This is a genomic window from Paenibacillus ilasis, assembly GCF_043195395.1.
GTDB classification, from domain to species: Bacteria; Bacillota; Bacilli; order Paenibacillales; family Paenibacillaceae; genus Paenibacillus_AQ; species Paenibacillus_AQ lautus.
The window spans coordinates 33247-51718 of sequence record NZ_JBHDJG010000006.1 but is presented as its reverse complement, the minus strand read 5'-3'; the positions used below and the strand labels follow the sequence as shown (position 1 = coordinate 51718).

The 18472-nt window shown below is 51.8% G+C and carries 11 protein-coding genes; 3 read left to right on the top strand and 8 right to left on the bottom strand.

Annotated features, from left to right (window positions below):
• Positions 1-632: 632 nt before the first annotated feature.
• Positions 633-1730 (bottom strand): DNA alkylation repair protein, encoded by a 1098-nt coding sequence (locus ACETK5_RS31190; protein ID WP_100540886.1) that lies wholly within the window; start codon positions 1728-1730, stop codon positions 633-635.
• Positions 1731-2340: 610 nt separating this feature from the next.
• Here ACETK5_RS31190 and ACETK5_RS31185 point away from each other — a divergent pair.
• The gene (locus tag ACETK5_RS31185) at positions 2341-3549 is read left to right on the top strand and encodes an MFS transporter (protein WP_100540887.1); all 1209 of its coding nucleotides are present in this window, start codon (positions 2341-2343) and stop codon (positions 3547-3549) included.
• Positions 3550-3887: 338 nt separating this feature from the next.
• Here the strand turns inward: ACETK5_RS31185 and ACETK5_RS31180 are convergent, their stop codons facing one another.
• The 7 genes from ACETK5_RS31180 to uvrB form a co-directional block, all read right to left on the bottom strand.
• Positions 3888-5846, bottom strand: a complete 1959-nt coding sequence (locus ACETK5_RS31180) for a GTP-binding protein (protein WP_100540888.1) — start codon at positions 5844-5846, stop codon at positions 3888-3890.
• 247 nt (positions 5847-6093) lie between these two features.
• The gene (locus tag ACETK5_RS31175; RefSeq protein ID WP_394059650.1) at positions 6094-8022 is read right to left on the bottom strand and encodes a copper amine oxidase N-terminal domain-containing protein; all 1929 of its coding nucleotides are present in this window, start codon (positions 8020-8022) and stop codon (positions 6094-6096) included.
• Positions 8022-9098 (bottom strand): S1C family serine protease, encoded by a 1077-nt coding sequence (locus ACETK5_RS31170; RefSeq protein ID WP_394059649.1) that lies wholly within the window; start codon positions 9096-9098, stop codon positions 8022-8024. The genes ACETK5_RS31175 and ACETK5_RS31170 overlap by 1 nt, the downstream gene beginning before the upstream one ends.
• 247 nt (positions 9099-9345) lie before the next feature.
• Complete coding sequence (locus ACETK5_RS31165) at positions 9346-9555, bottom strand: hypothetical protein (protein ID WP_071219760.1); 210 nt, start codon at positions 9553-9555, stop codon at positions 9346-9348.
• Positions 9556-9809: 254 nt separating this feature from the next.
• Positions 9810-11306 carry an S-layer homology domain-containing protein gene (locus ACETK5_RS31160; protein ID WP_394059648.1) on the bottom strand — a complete coding sequence of 499 codons (1497 nt, stop codon included), beginning with the start codon at positions 11304-11306 and terminating at the stop codon, positions 9810-9812.
• A 261-nt stretch (positions 11307-11567) separates the two neighbouring features.
• A complete protein-coding gene (uvrA, locus tag ACETK5_RS31155; protein WP_394059647.1) occupies positions 11568-14435 on the bottom strand; it encodes an excinuclease ABC subunit UvrA in 2868 nt (955 codons plus the stop codon).
• 104 nt (positions 14436-14539) lie between these two features.
• The gene (gene uvrB / locus ACETK5_RS31150; RefSeq protein ID WP_127594784.1) at positions 14540-16531 is read right to left on the bottom strand and encodes an excinuclease ABC subunit UvrB; all 1992 of its coding nucleotides are present in this window, start codon (positions 16529-16531) and stop codon (positions 14540-14542) included.
• A 303-nt stretch (positions 16532-16834) separates the two neighbouring features.
• On the opposite strand from uvrB, the gene ACETK5_RS31145 reads away from it, so the two are divergent.
• Positions 16835-17629: a flagellar motor protein gene (locus ACETK5_RS31145; protein WP_394059646.1), complete on the top strand. Its 795-nt coding sequence runs from the start codon at positions 16835-16837 to the stop codon at positions 17627-17629.
• Complete coding sequence (locus tag ACETK5_RS31140) at positions 17613-18428, top strand: flagellar motor protein MotB (RefSeq protein ID WP_394059645.1); 816 nt, start codon at positions 17613-17615, stop codon at positions 18426-18428. The genes ACETK5_RS31145 and ACETK5_RS31140 overlap by 17 nt, the downstream gene beginning before the upstream one ends.
• The last annotated feature ends 44 nt before the right edge of the window (positions 18429-18472 follow it).

The following is an 18472-nucleotide window of genomic DNA, read 5'->3' as shown; positions in this document are numbered from 1 at the left end:
ATATCCTCCCAGACCGGTCCAAGCCGGCGTGCTGTGTACTACTATTCTTCCATTGAAACCTGCAAGCCATACTCTATGTTCATAGAACAGGGCATCCGACATCTATATCAATTGTTTGTAAATACTTTGAAAGCTTTTCAACTTATCTAGTGTACCAAAAGTCCGGCTTCTCTTCTACCTGCTAACTTGATTTCCACACATTTGATAGTGTTGCCATAATCCGCATGGCACTCGGTTATTTACAAAAACAAAAACAAGCCCTCCCATTGGAAGGCCTGGCTCACATTATCCTCTGCGGCTGCTACTGGTGCATGATCACCATGCGGGGCTAGTGCACTTAACTCTTTTCTTTGCCTAAGGAGATTGCTTTCCCTTTCCTTACCAGGGAAATTGCATTACGATCTCCGAATCCTGTAGTCAGAGCCTCCTTAACATCTCAACGGTTGACAGCCATCCAAGCATGCCCCGGACTACGCACCGTGCGCACAGGAAGCAATGCACACGATGTACAAAACTTTAGATCGGAATCGCCTCGAACCGTCAAGCGGTCCAGGAATCCTTCACCACAGGTTTCCGAGTGCACGTCCTGCACCTAGTTTTGCCAATGCACATCCTGACCACATGCCCTCCCCTTACTCCGCGCCCTCCAGCACAAAATCCATGCTGGCCAAACGCTTGCCGTTCACAACAATGTGAAGACGGTGATCGCCGGAGTAGAAACGGCGGGTGGAGATCGGTTTAAACGATTGCTTCTTCTCCACCTTCCAGCTTCCCGGTGCATAGATCTTGTCCGAGCATTTATAGCGTTTCGGCGCAAGCTTACCGCTTGCCTTCATATAATCGATCTCGTAATCGATGCGGAGCGCCATCGGATAGCCGGTTTCGTTGACCACTTGAAAAGCGAACTCCAAATCGTCTCCCATCGCTATGACGGATCGTTTGATGCGCAGCTCGCGCACCTCCAGTCCTTCCAGCTTCTCAAGCTCCTCGTATCCGAAAATAGCCAGCGCCCGGATATCTCCCTTCCGCAGTAGCGAACGCAGCGCATGCCGTACGATCCAATCCGTTAGCGGATGCTTGCCATACCATTTGGCGGCGATCTCCAGCACAAGCTCCGGGTGATCCTTGGAGATATCGTTCAAGTGATTGGCGACGCTTTTTCTAACATATAAGGAAGGATCCTCTTTCAACTGCTCCAGGATCGGCAGCGCCGGGCGCGGATCTTTAATCAGAGCCGGCAGCTGCGGCGCCCAAGGCAGACGCGGTCTGCAGCCTTCACTCGCTAATCGGCGCAGATGCTCATCATCGGACTGTGCCCAAGTCATCATCTGAGCCAGCATCCGTTCCTGATCCTGGTTGATGAAAGGCCGAACCGCAAACTCTGCCGTTGAAGAATGCGTGAATACCGCCAAAGCCTCCATCGATGTCTCCAGATCCTCCATCCCATTAACCTCTACATAATCCGGAAAGAAGACATATTCCACGCCTCTAAAATGCGGGGCTACCTGCGTCAGGATCCCAATGGCTTCCGGGTAAGAAGCAGGCAGCGTGTCCGTTAAAGCCAGCGTAATATGACGGATGCGCTGCTTGAACTCCTCCTGACCCCAGGCTTCATTATGAATCAGCTCCATGAACCGGTTCGAATCGAATGCCGGATAAACCTCTTTCAACCGGTCGGTCACTTGCTGGAACAACGTATTTGAATATAGATCCTTCAGCGTTTCTCTCATATAAGATCTCCCTAAAAAAATAATTTTTACGATATTGTATCCACGTCTTATGGAATCCTGAAAGCCCTTTATTTATGCGATAACCCGGCGGTTCCAACCCATCTCCAAAAGTGCCGTCGACCGCTCTAACCCTGTGCCCCGCCTCTTCCCAATCCAAAACATGTGGTGTAGGATGAAGTTGCACGCCTTTCGCTTTAGTGCGGCAGTCTGGTTAATTCCAGTTTGCCAAATTAGTGGGGCGTTTTGCTTTATCCGAACCCGGCCTCCCCTGGGGGGTCGCCATACGATACATAAATGGATTGGTCCATTAACAATTTTCTTATCTCGAAAGAAAAACCTCTATCGACGCACGTTCAAAGATGACAGACCGCATGTAGAGGAAGCTTTCCTTTCGAGATAATCGCAGTGCCTTCTCCAAGATCCGACGGTAAACCGACGGATTCTCCTGCAGGAACTCCTGCAGCTTCTCGGCGAACAAGGACTCAAGTCTCGAAGTTTATGCTCTTGGTTATCTCTAAAAATGTAATACATACATCATTACCCCATTTAAAAGACAGGAGGCGAAGCTCGAAGGATTACAACAAATCGCACATCAGGAGATGAAGAAGACATGGAAAGTTGGAAAAAGAATTTATGGATACTATGGTTCGGCTCATTTATCGTTTCATCAAGCTTCTCGATGGTCATACCATTTCTCCCGCTTTTTCTGATTGAGCTCGGCGTTACCAAGCATACGGAAATGTGGTCGGGACTGCTGTTCAGTTCCGCTTTTTTTGCGGGCGCCTTGTCCTCTCCCTTCTGGGGAGCCGTCGGCGATAAATATGGACGCAAACCGATGATAATCCGCGCGGGGCTGGTGCTCTTTGTCATCTATATTCTGATGGCATTCGTCACGAATGAGTATCAGGTATTGGTTCTCCGCCTGCTGCAAGGCCTTCTCTCCGGTTTTATTCCGGGCGCAATCGCCATTGTAGGCACCAACACCCCTGAGAAAAAAGTTGGCTACGCCCTCTCCATGATGTCCACGGCAACCGCAACCGGCGGCATTATGGGCCCGATGATCGGAGGCACCCTGGCCTCCCTGTTCAGCAACCGAATGGCATTCGGATTGGCAGGGATGCTGTGCTTCGCAGCCACGCTGCTTGTCATATTCTGGGTCAAGGAAGAGAAATTCGTGCCCAGCAAAGAGCGCGTCTCCGTCATAAACACCTTTAAGGTCGCCGGACATAACAAGGCGCTGATGACCGTGCTCATGCTTACGGTGCTGACGCAGTTTTCCGTCATGACGATCGAGCCGGTATTGCCGCTGTATATCGCTCAGATCGGCGGCTCTTCATCGCATACCTCGATGATTGCCGGCTTTGTCTTCTCCATCGTCGGGATCGCCAGCATCCTGTTTGCGGCCCGCTGGGGACGCTTATCCGATAAAATCGGGTTCCAAAAGGTGCTGCTGATCGGTCTGCTCGCCGGCGGAATCGGATCGCTCGCCCAGATCCTGTTCAGCAACATTTGGGCATTCTCGGCCATCCGCTTTGCTTACGGCGCGTTCTTCTGTGCCGTATTCCCGGCGCTCAACGGCCTTGTCGTCAAACATACGCCAAGCGAATTCCGCGGGCGTGCGTTCAGCCTCAATCAGACAGCCAACCAAATCGGCGGGATGGCTGGACCACTCGCTGGCGGCATGATCAGCGGCATCTTTAACATTCACTCGGTATTCTTAATGACCGGCGTCTTAATGCTGATTACGACCGCCATTACTTATTGGACAATGCGGCCAACGCGACAGCAGCCTGTTGAAAAAGGATCGCTCTCTTCATAAAATCTCTTTACTTTACGCACGCGGGATGATTTCATATCTCGCGTGCGTATTTCATTACGGATTTGTATTGAATCATCGGGTGGGCTTATATAGCCCACCATCGTTAACTCATAATCGCTCGATTGTCTATATACTCCATTACATAATTAATGTCATTGATATTTAATCCTGCTAATAACGGCTTCGTTACGCATGATTGCCTTTCACAGCAGCATTCTGCCTCGCTACATATCATTCAATTCATTGCTGCACCATTCACTTGTCACGAGCAAGATGAAATCGGCGAATATTCCACTAGCGCGCACATCTTGCCTGCATACCTATTCTCCTCCGCCACTTCACGCATGCATATGACGATCCGCTTCATCCCAAGGCACCGCGTAACCGCTGCCCTTCGCGCAAAATATCGAAGAGGAGCTGTATTCCGGGTCCGCATTTTTATCGTATCCTTTACGTTCAATGACCTCGGCCTCGTTATGGCACCGCCCATACCCGCCGTAAACCAGGGAGATCGTACCTCTTCCCTTGGTGTAGGCGGCTAATTCCATGCTGTAATTCATCATGGTCGATACGGGAGCCGATCCCGTGACTGTCACCTTGTTTCCGACCGTTTCCGGCGGCTCAAAGCTTGCCTTCGCCATGGTCAAATCCGACATCAGCCGTCCGATATACTCGGCATCGACCTTCACCTTGAAGTGATAGTAAGGCTCCAGCAGCATATTGACTGTCTTCTCCAGCCCTTGGCGTAATGCACGGTAGGTGGCTTCCCTAAAATCCCCGCCGTGCGTATGCTTGTTGTGCGCCCGTCCCTTCAGCAGGGTAATCTTGATGTCCGTGACGGGAGAGCCTGTAAGCAGCCCGTGATGATCCCTCTCACCGATATGCTGGGCGACCAGATGCTGATAATTGACCGGAAGCACGTCGGGATGGCAAGCATTGGCGAACACGATGCCGCTGTTCCGCAATCCCGGCTCCAGCCGGAGGTGCACCTCCGCATAATGCTTCAGCGGTTCAAAATGGCCACAGCCCACAACGGCTTCTGTTATGGTCTCTTTATATAAAATCTCCGGTTCACCGAAGGTGATCCGGTAACCAAAGCGCTCGAACACGATTCGTTCCAGTACTTCAAGCTGAATGATACCCATCACATGGATATGAATCGCCTGAGCGTGCTCATCCCACTGGACAGACAGGGAAGGATCCTCCGCATCCAGCAGACGGAATTCGCGCAGCATATCCTTGGGATGAATGGAGGACTCGAATTGCACCTTCGACTTCAGTGTCGGTACAAGCTCATAAACGGTCCGGCCACCACTCAGTGTCCCGAGCCCGTCGCCTGCCGCAGCTGATGAAATACCCGTCAATACAAACAGATCACCCGCTTGCACCTGATCGACATTCGTTACGCGCCCTCCATTGATCAAACGGATATGCGTCACCTTCTCCGTGATCGTCTCCGTTCCGGAGAAATAAGCCATCTCATCGCGCACCCGCAGCATTCCGCCCATGGCTTTGATATACGTCAGTCTTGTGCCCTGTTCGTCATGACGAATCTTATATACCCTTCCGGCAAAATCAACGCTGGGGTCATAGTCCGTAACCGTCAGCAGATCCAGCTGATGCAAGAAATGGGACACGCCCACGTTTTGCAGAGCTGATCCGCTGAAGCAGGGGAATAGCTGTCCTCTCTTTAGCATCGCTGTCATCGTATCCAGCCACCGTGAGACCTCAACTCCCTGTTCCATATAGAGCTCCAGCAGCTTCTCGTCCCGCTCCGCGATAGCCTCCATGAGCGAGGACTGCATCACGCCTTCGTGCAGTACATCCTCCTCCGTGATCATACAGACGTCTGCGGAAAGCTCGCTCTGAATCTCTGCAAACACACGCGCCACATCCGCGCCTTCCCGGTCGATTTTATTAATAAACAAGTACGTAGGGACGCCATGCTTACGCAATAACTGCCACACCGTCTCCGTATGCCCTTCGACACCTTCCACAGCGCTAATGACGACAACTGCGGCGTCCATGACCTGAATGGCACGCTCCATCTCCGGCGAGAAGTCGACGTGACCCGGCGTATCGATTAAATAATAAGTGGAGCCGTTAAAATGCATGGTGGCCTGATCGGCAAATACGGTGATGCCCCGTTCCTTTTCAATGTCATGTCGATCGAGAAAAGCGCTCTGATGATCCACGCGGCCCCGCTCCTGAATCGTATCGGTCATATATAACAACTGCTCCGCCAACGTGGTTTTGCCTGCATCCACATGGGCGAACATGCCTATCGTTTTTTTCATCCGCTTATTCCCTCTTCTGCAAGCCTGGTTTAATTACTTATCCATTGCTCTCACGATTTAATTTTAACATATCAGATCGCATAAACGTACGTATGTTCTATATTTTTCGAACGAGGGTGAACCATTCCGCTATCTAAACCACAATAGCTGCCCATCCGCACCCCATGTGTGCAGCAGGACAGCTATCGGTGTTATCGAAAATTCATTCTAATCCATGTGATCTGAGCTCATAATTCCATCCTGCGGATTATTTCACCAGCTCAAACGAGGACAGCGCACGCGCCAAGGCGGCTTGCTGCATTTCCGTTGCATTGGCATCATTCAACGTCGTCGTAATCGTGTACGCGATATCTCCGTTTTCAAACACGATTTCCTGAGTCGTAAAACCAACGCCGTTCTTCACCTGATGCACCTTGAACGACACGGCAGGCACACCGGCAAACGTAATGTTATCCACGCCAAGCAATTTCACCGTCGTCCCTGAAGTCGAGCTGGCTTCATTATAATAACGCTTCAGGTTGCTGACGATGAATTCTGCGGATGTATCCTTCTGAGCAAGAATTTCAAACCCGCCTCCGGCAAATCCATATTCCACCGTTCCCTGCTCGAACTGATCATTCAGCGGTTCCCAGTACTTTGGAATATCGATATGATAGCGGTACGTTTCGGAGTTTTTGCTTCTCATCTTGGTTTTATCGGTCAGATAGCCTTCATCGCCAATGCGGCCGAAGTTCTCCGGTACCACATCGTAATCGATCTCGATCGATTCCAGCACCTTCTTCCAGTTGGAAGCCGTCCGTTCCTGGCCATCCGGTACCGCATACTCCAGATAATAGCCGTAGCCGTTCTTCTGGATCATCACTTCATATTCCGTCACCCATTTATCTCCGAAGTTGTACCGAACCTCTTGAATCTGCCCTTTGACGCCGGATATCTCGACAGGCGTAAGTCCGACGTATTCGTAAGAATCTGGGACAAAGGATTCCGACAGCCAGTCTTTAAGCCGCTGCCCCCAAGCTGTGAGCGTGCCATCAACCCCTGTGGGAGCGGATGTCACCGAGACGGACAGATAACCTTCCCCTTCGCTGCCGTATAACATATCCTTGTTGTTGATTTCCCAGCCTGCAGGAATGCCAAACCATATGCCGTATTCTTCATTTCCTGCTTCACGGAGTCCACCTACGATAGAGGAGACGTCTTTTAATGATTTGTCTCCCGCCTGATAGGTCGTTTTGAAAGAACCCAGCAAGCTCGCGTGTTTGTCCATATCCTTATAGTGAACCGCTTCGGCATCGGCAAAATACAGCTCATAGACGCGATCATTGGCATAATACTGCCTGCCTTCCCATAGGACGCCGTCGACATCGCGGGAAATGACTCTGGCATACGGTCCGCTTGCGACCGTCTCTTGGTGAAGCACAACATCTCCAGAATCGCTCAGTTCTTTCAGGAGCCGTTCTAACAGATCGTCAGGACTCAGCTTTACTTTCTGAGAGGAGGCATGAACCTCAAGATAATAGCGGCCCGTCGCATCATTGAAAGCAGCACCGCTCTCGTCGTCGGTTCCTCTCCCAACGATCATCCAGGAAGGATAATTCATACTCCATTCATAATAGCTATTTCCGATTCGGGTCTTCCCGGTCGTATTGTTGATCTCGCCCTCGTCAAGCTTCTCTTCCTTATCCGTGACCATGAGGCTGATGGACAGCTTGCCTTGGGAGGAGCTTACCTTGGCACCAATCCCCCCCGCAACCGGACGTAGCGGTACCATCAGCGTTCCGGACACCATCGTCGGTTCTACCGGCAGCTGTACCTTTTTCCCGTCAATCCATGCGGTTTTGTTGCCGATAACGAGCACAACCGTATGCGGTCCTTGCAGCAGTCGAACCCGGTTCTCGCCCTCCAGCTTGATCTCGCTGCCAAAAGCTTTTTTAAACACGCCCAGCGGTACCATCAATACGCCCTGCTTCAGCTGCGGCTTGGCAATCGTATACGAGGTGCCATTGACCGAAGCTGTGCTGCTGCCGCTTTGCACGGTCAGTATACGCTTCTCCGGCACACCGTCATCTCCCCATACGGGGAGTGACAACGACGTAAATAGCATTAAAGCCGATAAGGTTCCGGCTGTCATCTGCCGCAAACGTCGGCTTGATTCCGTTTTTTCTCTCTTCACCATTACTCGGCCTCCCCAACGCTTGACGAAGCAGCTTCGTTACCATCCTGGCTGAGCGTCAGTTTTACATTCACGATATCTCCATCCCGCTGCATCAGCAGCTGAACCTGCTGGCCTGGGATGAAAGGCTTTAACCGTTCGTTGATATCAACGACGGAATAGATTCGTTTTCCGTTAATTGCATATAACACGTCATCCTCTTGGATTCCAGCTTTCCGCGCTTGCTCGGACAGCACCTTCGTAACGGTCAATGGGTCGTCCGAAGGCAGGCCCACGATGGCGGACCAGCTTTCTTCCAGCTCCAATCCGAGGCCGGCTCTTCGAACCTCGCCGTATTCCAATAAATGATCCACAATATAATGGACCGTTTCCGCAGGGATGGAAAAGCCCATATTTTCAATGCCAACGGCGGCAAACTTCTTGCTGTTGATGCCAATGACCTCGCCTTTCAGATTGACGAGCGGCCCTCCGCTGTTGCCAGGGTTAATGGCGGTATCAGTTTGAATCAGGCGATAAGAGCCGTCTACACTCCGGTTTAAGCCGCTTACCACACCCACGGATGCCGAGTTTCTTAACGAGAAAGAGATTGGCGTACCAATGGCGACCACCGTTTCTCCAACCAGCGCATTTTGCGCGGATGCAGCAAATTTGGCCGGTTTCAGAGACTTGGCGTTAATTTTGACCAACGCAATATCACTCATAGGGTCGCTGAATACGCCCTTGGCTTTATAGGATTTACCGTCTGAGGTTACGACCGTGATTCCGGTTAGCCCGTCCACCACATGAGCGTTCGTCACGATCCAGCCGTCTGACTTCCAGATCACACCCGTACCGTGCGCCAGATTATATCTGTCATCCACTTCGCCGCTTCCTTGTGCTGCCTTCCCGATAATGCCGACAACCGACGGCGACATCCGGCTGATCACCTGCGGCACCGCATTTTGTTCATATGTATTCTTGGGCTTAGCGCTTGCTGCAGCCGCAATGTCTGTATGCATAAGCACATCGCCGCTTCCTGCCAGAATGATGGCCCCCAGCAGCGCAGCCGCCGATCGTTTTTGCCATTGTAAATTCTTCAATTCGTTTGTTCCTCCCCCGGTTCCATCCTCAACCCAACTTGTACTCCTCAATTTATCATGTTTTTCCATTTGTAGCCATTGCTTCTAGACCTATTTCTTTTACGTTTTTCCTGCGGAGCATGTAACTTTTCCCCGAAAGAAACAAAAAGACGCCTCCATACTGCCAACAGCAGACGGGCGTCTTGTTTGTATGTATTTCATTACATTCGTCATATGAAGCCGCTTTAAATTAGGTACCTAGGCCAACCTAATTGTTAAACCATCCTGTAATCATGGCATAGTCAGAGTACAAGAACACAAATAAGCTGACGAGACCGAAAGCGATTGCGAATTTATTTTTTTGGCGGGCCATTAACAAGCGAACCACACCAACAAAGATCAGAATCGTAAACAGGATCATGAAAATATCAAATGTCTTAAACGTCGCGCTCGCATCCGATGCTGCTGCAAGGATCATGAAACGTACCTCCTCGTGGGTTTCTTCTCGGGCAAATTTACATATCTTCTTCTATGTTATCCATGTGCCCGTCCAGATGCAAGCCCTCCGCCCCTAAAAATGAAAAAAAGTCATAGAAATTTCTCATTTTTAACCAAATTTTCAGATATTAGCATGACTTTCATCACGGCAAAGGCGGGATCAAGCTTGCGTTAGGGAGTCAGGCATAGGCTGCTTCGTATATCGAAGTGACTCCGGACAGGATCGAGAAACGTTCACTCCTGTTCCTCATACTCCTCAGGAATCGATTCCTGCTCTATTGCCGTTTCCTTCTCCAAGTCCTCACTTGGCCATGCCACGGAAGGATCCGTGATCGTAATCCGATCCTCAGGTTCCTTTTTGACATCCAGCACAACCTCATTGGACGGTTCACTGCTTACATTCAGTTCGTTCACAGCTACTACATGGATCGCATATCGGCCGGACGGACCTGCCAACATATTGCGGTTCGGAATAAGATAGGAACGGCTCACTAAAGGTTCATCATTCAAACGATACAGTACTCCGTCAGGTCCTATGTAGTATACATGATAGTTTATGCCTTCCTGCGCATCTGACCAGGTTAAACCAATGGATTCATCTTCCTCATGTAGGATGGCCTGAAGATCGGATATTTTATTCGGGCGGCTCGAAACTTCGTTAGAATAGCCACTCTTGCCGACGCTGTTCACAGCCTCAACCACATAGTAGGCGGTCTCCTGAAAACGCACATCGGATGTTACGTAAGCGCCTGACTTCACATTCGCTCCGTCAGCCAATAACGTATAACCCGTTCCGGACTTCTCGCTGAAATAAATATTGTAGGTTTCCCCTTGTTGCTCTGTCCAGGTTAATTGAATCTGACCCTTCTCATATTGGAATTTCAAATCCTTCGGAGCGATTGGTGCCGTTATCGGCAAATCCGGCTGAGATGCCAAGGTCTCTGTCCCCGCATGGGACTGTGCTGACCCGGGAACGGCAGGAGTTGTGGATGATGATCCCGAAGATGAGGTTACGACACCTTGGATTACCGGGCGGGAAGTTTCTGGTGGTGTCTCTACCTCCGCAGTATCCGAGCTGATGTGCTCCACGGCTTTCAACCACTTCGCTGTAGCCAAAGCCGCCTCTTCCCGGGTAACGGTACCCTTGGGATTCAGAACATCGGCTGCGGATCCCTGAAAGAGACCTAACTCCATGGCCAGTACGATAGCATCCTCAGCATAATGGCTGAAGGAGCCTTCATGTAACTCCAGCTCCAGCTGCGTGGCTTCCCCGTCCGAGGTTTCCTGATCGGTAGTCCCTTGCAGAGCTCTTTGATACAGCACAGCCATATCCTGACGTGTCAGCAACTGTCCAGGTCCAAATCTTCCTTTTCCTATCCCCTTCACCAGCCCTGCATGAAACGCAGCTTCGATTGCGGAGAAGGCATAGTGATCATTAGGTACATCCTTGAAGGTAGCGACTTCCGGAAGCTCAGCCGTGTTCAGGTTTAGAGCATTCACGATCAATATGACAAAATCCTGTCGGCTGATGGCCACTTTCGGATGGAGATCCCTACCACCGTCACCGGGATGGGGTCCTCCTTCGGTTAACCGGAGAATGGCTTCCTGCGCATCGAAGAGCCCCATATCTGAAACGGGTACACCCTCTTTTGCTTGAACGCTATCGGATGAGTTTATGTATAAAGCACTTGCTGCCAGAGCTATCAGAACGGAACAGGTGATCCTCTTCATACAATCCCTCCATTTTGTCGCAATCATCAAGATCATACCATATCCTGGAATGCGAAGATATTGAAGGATGAAATGAAATTAGAAAAAAAGAGCCCCCGTTATAAAACCGGGGACTCCGTATATTACACTAACCTTATTCATCTGCTGAAATATGAAATGTTATAAGCTGTGTGCTTCACAGTTCACTTCCAGCATGGAACAGATTCGTTTAAGATACTGTCCATTCATCCGGTCTCCCTTGCAGAAGCAAGGGAGCAGCTATTAACGTGCCGCTTCCACCTTGTTCAATTCCTTGGTTCGCTTTGTATCGCGTTCCAGGATTGGCTTCAGGTACTTCCCTGTATAAGATTCCGGCACCTTCACCAAATCCTCGGGCGTTCCGGTAGCGATGATCGTACCGCCGCCGCTGCCTCCCTCAGGACCCAGGTCGATCAGATAGTCCGCGGTCTTAATGACATCGAGATTGTGCTCGATGACAAGGACGGACTCCCCGGATTCCACCAGACGGTGAAGCACAACGAGCAGACGGTCAATATCGTCCACATGCAGGCCGGTGGTCGGTTCATCCAGAATATACATCGTTTTGCCTGTGCTGCGGCGGTACAGCTCGGAAGCCAGCTTCACCCGCTGCGCTTCACCACCGGACAATGTGGTGGCAGGTTGGCCCAACGTAATATAACCCAGACCGACATCCATCAGCGTCTGCATCTTCCGGTGTATCTTCGGAATGTTCTGGAAGAAGTCCGTTGCATTCTCAACGGTCATCTCCAGTACTTCAGCGATGTTCTTGCCTTTATATTTGACTTCCAGCGTTTCGCGGTTGTAGCGTTTGCCCTTACACACTTCACAAGGCACGTAGATATCCGGCAGGAAGTGCATCTCAATTTTGATGATACCGTCCCCGCGGCAAGCCTCGCAGCGTCCGCCCTTCACGTTGAAGCTGAAGCGGCCCTTCTTGTATCCGCGAATCTTCGCTTCATTCGTCTGGGAATAGATATCCCGGATGTCGTCGAAGACGCCCGTGTAGGTCGCCGGGTTGGAGCGAGGCGTACGGCCAATCGGTGACTGGTCGATGTCAATGACCTTCTCGATATGCTCCAGACCTTTCATCTCACGGTATTGCCCCGGACGTACTTTGGCCCTGTTCAAATCACGAGCGAGTGTCTTGTAGAGGATCTCGTTAACCAGTGTCGATTTCCCTGACCCAGACACGCCGGTTACCGCCGTAAAGACACCAATTGGAATTTTCACGTTGATATTCTTCAGATTGTTCTCTTTCGCGCCTTTAATCTCGAGCCAGCGTCCGTCGGTCTTGCGCCGCTTGCTGCTGACCGGAATAAACTTGCGGCCACTCAGGTACTGGCCCGTCAGAGAATTAGGGTCGTTCATAATCTCCTTCGGGGTTCCCTCCGCGATGACCTGGCCTCCATGAATACCAGCGCCGGGACCGATATCGATGATATAGTCCGCAGCCATCATGGTGTCCTCGTCATGCTCGACCACAATCAGCGTATTGCCCAGATTCCGCATATGCTCCAGCGTCGAAATCAAACGGTCATTATCTCGCTGATGCAGCCCGATGCTGGGCTCGTCCAGAATGTACAGCACGCCCATCAGGCTGGAGCCGATCTGCGTGGCTAGCCGGATCCGCTGCGCTTCCCCACCCGACAGCGTTCCCGCCGAACGACTGAGCGTCAGGTAATCCAGACCCACATTGACAAGGAAGCCCAAACGGCTGTGAATCTCCTTCAGAATGAGATTGGCAATCTGTTTTTCTTTCTCGCTGAGCTCCAGGTGATCGAAGAATTTCAGGGATTCTCCGATCGACAGGCTGGTCACATAAGCCATGTTGCGATCATTGATTGTAACCGCCAGGCTTTCCTTCCGGAGACGATGACCTTTACAAACATCGCATGGCTTGCTGCTCATATAACCTTCGATGTATTCGCGAATCCCCTCGGAATTGGTATCGCGGTAGCGACGTTCCAGGTTCGGAATGATGCCCTCGAAGGTCACATGCGCTTCCTTGCGCTGACCGAAGTCATTCTCATAACGGAAGTGAACCTTCTCATTGCCCGTACCGTACAACAGTTTATTCATCTGTTCCTGACTAAAGGTACTGACCGGCTTGTCCAGCGGAATGCCGAAATGCGCGCAAACCGATTTCAGAAACTGCGGATAATAAGTCGACGTGCCCCCGCTCCATGCAGCGAAGGCACCTTCCTCCACGCTCTTGCTCGTATCCGGTACAAGCAGCTCCGGATCCACGATCATTTCGACGCCCAGACCGTCGCAATCCGGACAAGCACCGAAAGGGGTATTGAAGGAGAACATCCTCGGGGTCAGCTCTTCCATGCTGAAGCCGCAGATCGGGCAAGCAAAGTTGGAGCTGAACCGCAGCTCCTCCTGACCCATAATATCAACCAGGAGCTGACCGCCTGACAGGTTCAGTGCCGTCTCGATCGAATCGGCCAGACGTGCTTCGATATCTTCCTTAACTACGATCCGGTCCACAACCACCTCGATCGTATGCTTTTTGTTCTTCTCCAGCTCGATGTTCTCCGACAGATCACGCAGCTCTCCATCGACGCGCACCCGAACGAAGCCCTGCTTCGCAATATCGGCGAACAGGTTCTTATGCTCGCCCTTGCGCCCGGAAATGACCGGCGCGAGAATTTGCAGTCTCGTCTTCTCGGGATACTGCATGATGCGGTCTACCATTTGCTCGACCGTCTGGGACGTAATCTCGACGCCATGCTCCGGACAGTGAGGATGTCCGACCCGGGCGAACAGCAGACGCAAATAATCATATATTTCCGTTACGGTACCTACCGTAGAGCGCGGATTGCGGCTCGTGGTTTTCTGGTCAATCGATATCGCCGGCGATAAGCCTTCAATGGAATCGACATCCGGCTTCTCCATCTGTCCGAGGAACTGCCGTGCATAAGCCGACAAGGATTCCACGTAACGTCGCTGACCCTCGGCGTAAATCGTATCGAATGCGAGAGAGGATTTACCCGAGCCGCTAAGCCCCGTAAGAACAACGAACTTGTCACGCGGTATCGTGACGTCGATATTTTTCAGATTGTGTGCACGTGCGCCTTTGATCACAATATTTTCACTTGCCAAACGATATCATCTCCTACTCCATATGGCATGCATGTTGGTGCTTATATTTTCACAAAGAGAACGACCGCATAGGCCGTCCCCCCTGTCATTCGTCTTCCTAATATTTATTCGGCTTGCAGCTCCAGCAGCGCATCACGCAGCTCGGCCGCACGCTCGAATTGCAAATTCTTCGCTGCTTCCTTCATTTCGGACTCGAGACGCTGGATCAGTTTCTGACGATCTTTCTTCGACATCTTCTGTCCCTCGCCAACCAAGTAATCTGCCTTGCCCTCCGCAACCTTCGTTGCTTCGATGACATCACGGATCTTCTTGCGGATCGTTTGCGGCGTTATGCCGTGCTTCTCGTTGTACGCAACCTGGATGCTGCGGCGGCGCTCGGTTTCCTTGATCGCCCGATCCATCGAATCGGTGATCTTATCACCATACATGATAACTTTACCTTCCGAGTTCCGGGCTGCCCGGCCGATCGTCTGAATGAGCGAGCGATCCGAACGGAGGAAGCCTTCCTTGTCCGCATCCAGAATCGCTACCAAGGAAACCTCCGGCAGATCAAGACCCTCCCGTAGAAGGTTAATACCCACCAGCACGTGGAATGTACCAAGCCGCAGATCGCGCAGAATCTGCATCCGTTCCAGCGTCTTGATATCGGAGTGCATGTAACGAACCTTGATTCCAATTTCCTTCAGATAATCGGTCAGATCCTCTGACATTTTCTTCGTCAGGGTCGTCACGAGCACACGCTCGTCACGTTCCACCCGGTCATGGATCTCGCTAATCAAGTCATCGATCTGCCCTTCTGTTGGGCGCACATCAATGATCGGATCTAATAGACCCGTCGGCCGAATGATCTGTTCAACCATCGTGTCGCAGTGCTCCATCTCATACGGTCCAGGCGTAGCCGACACGTAGATGATCTGATTGACCTTCTCCTCGAATTCCTCGAACTTCAGCGGCCGGTTATCCAGCGCGGACGGCAGGCGGAAGCCGTGATCGACCAGCACCGTTTTCCGTGCCCGGTCACCGTTGTACATCGCGCGGATTTGCGGGAGCGTCACGTGTGATTCATCAATGACGAACAGCATATCGTCCGGGAAGTAGTCAAGGAGCGTATATGGCGTAGCACCAGGCTCCCTGAAGGTCAGAGGGCCGGAATAGTTCTCGATGCCGGAGCAGAATCCGACTTCCTTCATCATCTCGATGTCGTAACGGGTACGCTGCTCCAGGCGCTGCGCTTCCAGCAGCTTGCCTTCCGAGCGCAGCAGCTCAAGGCGTTCTTCCAATTCGCGTTCGATATTCACGATTGCTACCCGCATCGTCTCTTCACGGGTAACGAAGTGAGACGCCGGGAAAATGGCGATATGCTCGCGTTCTCCAACCAGCTCGCCCGTCAAGACGTCGATCTCCGTGATCCGCTCGATCTCGTCGCCAAACAGCTCGACGCGAACGGCCTGTTCCCCCTTCGAGGCTGGGAATATCTCGATGACATCCCCGCGGACGCGGAAGGTACCGCGAACGAAGTTGATATCGTTCCGCTGATACTGGATATCAACCAATCGCGACAAAATCTCATTCCGCGGCTTCTCCATGCCTACCCGGAGCGAAAGCAGCATTTCGCCGTACTCATGCGGCGAACCCAAGCCATATATGCAAGATACGCTTGCCACAATGATGACATCGCGCCGTTCAAACAGCGAACTCGTTGCAGAGTGGCGGAGCTTATCAATCTCTTCATTAATGCTGGAGTCCTTCTCGATATACGTATCGGAGGAAGGGATATACGCTTCCGGCTGATAGTAATCGTAATAACTCACGAAATAATCCACCGAATTGTTCGGGAAGAATTCCTTAAACTCACTGGCCAGCTGTGCAGCCAGCGTCTTGTTATGCGCAATGACGAGTGTGGGACGGTTTACTTTGGCGATTGTCTGCGCGATCGTAAACGTCTTCCCCGTTCCTGTTGCACCTAGCAGCGTCTGATGTTTTTTCCCTTGGCGGAGTCCTTCGACCAACGCATCAATAGCCGTGGGCTGATCCCCCTGCGGCTGGAATTCAGACTGGATCTCAAAGGATTTGGTACTGACAACTAAATCGCTCATTGCCCTTCATCACCCTCATACTCTAAAATGAAATTCATGCTAAAAGATATGTCGAAACTTCCCGATGATATACTATGGGAAATTAGTGGTGTCTACGTAAGGAATAAGAATATTTGTTCCCGTCTCATTATACCCTTTACGTTTTTTTGATGCAAACAGTTTAATTAAAATTTCAATAAGTTCCAGCGCGAATGTTCCGGGCCACACCTTCTAGGGCCCGGCAGCCTTCAAATTCCATGTCGGACTAGCTTCAAGCAAACCCATGATCTACAATTAACTTCCTTAAGGAGATGGTACAGCGTTATGGATATTACGGTTATTCTTGGCATTCTCGCCGGTTTGGCCGCGTTGATCGGAGGGTTTTTATGGGAAGGCGGGCATCTGAGCGGCCTGCTGCAAGGAGCGGCTGCGCTTATCGTATTCGGCGGCACCATCGCCGCCGTCATCGTCAGTTTCCCGGCTACCCGGCTCCGCACCATCCCGGCTGCCCTCAAGCTGGCCTTCGGCCGCAGCAATCGTTCAACGGACGAGCTGATTGACGCCATTGTCGATATGTCGGTAACGGCCAGAAGAGACGGGGTGCTGGCGCTCGAGCGCATCTCGGCCGAACACGGGGATCCATTCCTGCGGGAAGGCATGCAGATGGTCGTGGACGGCAACGACCCGGAAATGGTGCGCCAAATCCTGGAGCTCGATATCAATGCCGCCGAGCAGAAGCACGAAGGGTATGCCAAGATTTTCGAGTCCGCCGGGGGATATGCTCCTACCATGGGAATCATCGGTACCGTCATGGGCTTGATCCACGTGCTGGGCAGTCTGCAAGACCCTACGGGTCTCGGACCTTCGATCGCGGTCGCGTTCACCGCCACTTTATACGGTGTCGCAAGTGCCAATATTATCTTTTTGCCCATTGCGACCAAGATTAAAGCACGTTCCGAAGAAGAAATTGCAAATATGGAGCTGCTGCTCGAAGGAATTATGGCTGTTCAGAACGGAGAGCACCCGCTGTTGGTTCGTAAAAAGCTAGCCTCCTTCGCTTCCGCCGGCACCACGGACATTCCGTCCTCAAGGGGGATCGCGCATGAGACAGCCGAATAGACGGCGCCGTCAGCGCAAGCAGGCTGAAGGCGACCAGCGGGACCGCTGGATGATCACCTATGCCGACTTGATTACGCTGCTCCTGATTTTTTTTGTTGTGATGTATGCCATGAGCCGGCTCGATACAGAAAAATACAAACTCGTCACCCAATCCCTGCAGGCCACCTTCCAGAGCGGAGACAGCATACTGGAGATGGGTTCAGGCCTCACCGGTACAGCCGATACGGAGAAGCATAAGAATCCTCCGCCGAAGCCTGCAGCCGATGAGGAGGGCGAAGGCAAGGATACAGCTGCGGAACCGCTAACCGAGCGAGAACTCGCTTTCCGTGCCCAGGAGGAGGAGCTGGCAAACTTTATGGGACTCATTCAGCAATACGTGAAGGACAACCAGCTCGAAGAGGATATCTTCATCGCGGACGAGCCGCAAGGGATTGCCATTACGCTAAGCGACCGCTTCCTGTTCGATGTCGGCAAGGCCGAACTTAAACCCGGGGCCGCTCCGGTTCTGGGCAAATTAGCCAGTCTGTTCGGCGATTTAAGCACCACGGTGAGCATCGAGGGGCATACGGACAATGTGCCGATCGGCCGCTACTCCAGTTACAAAGACAACTGGGAGCTCTCCGGTGCCCGGGCGATGTCAGTGCTGCGGTTCTTCCTCGATAACAGCAAGCTGGACCCGGAAGGCTTCCAATACGCAGGCTATGCCGATACAAGACCAGCCGCGGATAATGCGACTGCCGAAGGCAAGCAGAAAAATCGGCGGGTTGAAATTACGGTGCTGCGGCAGCTTAAGGAGTAGGGAGATAGCCTCCATCGGCCAAACTCGCTCCCATGCTTTGCCTT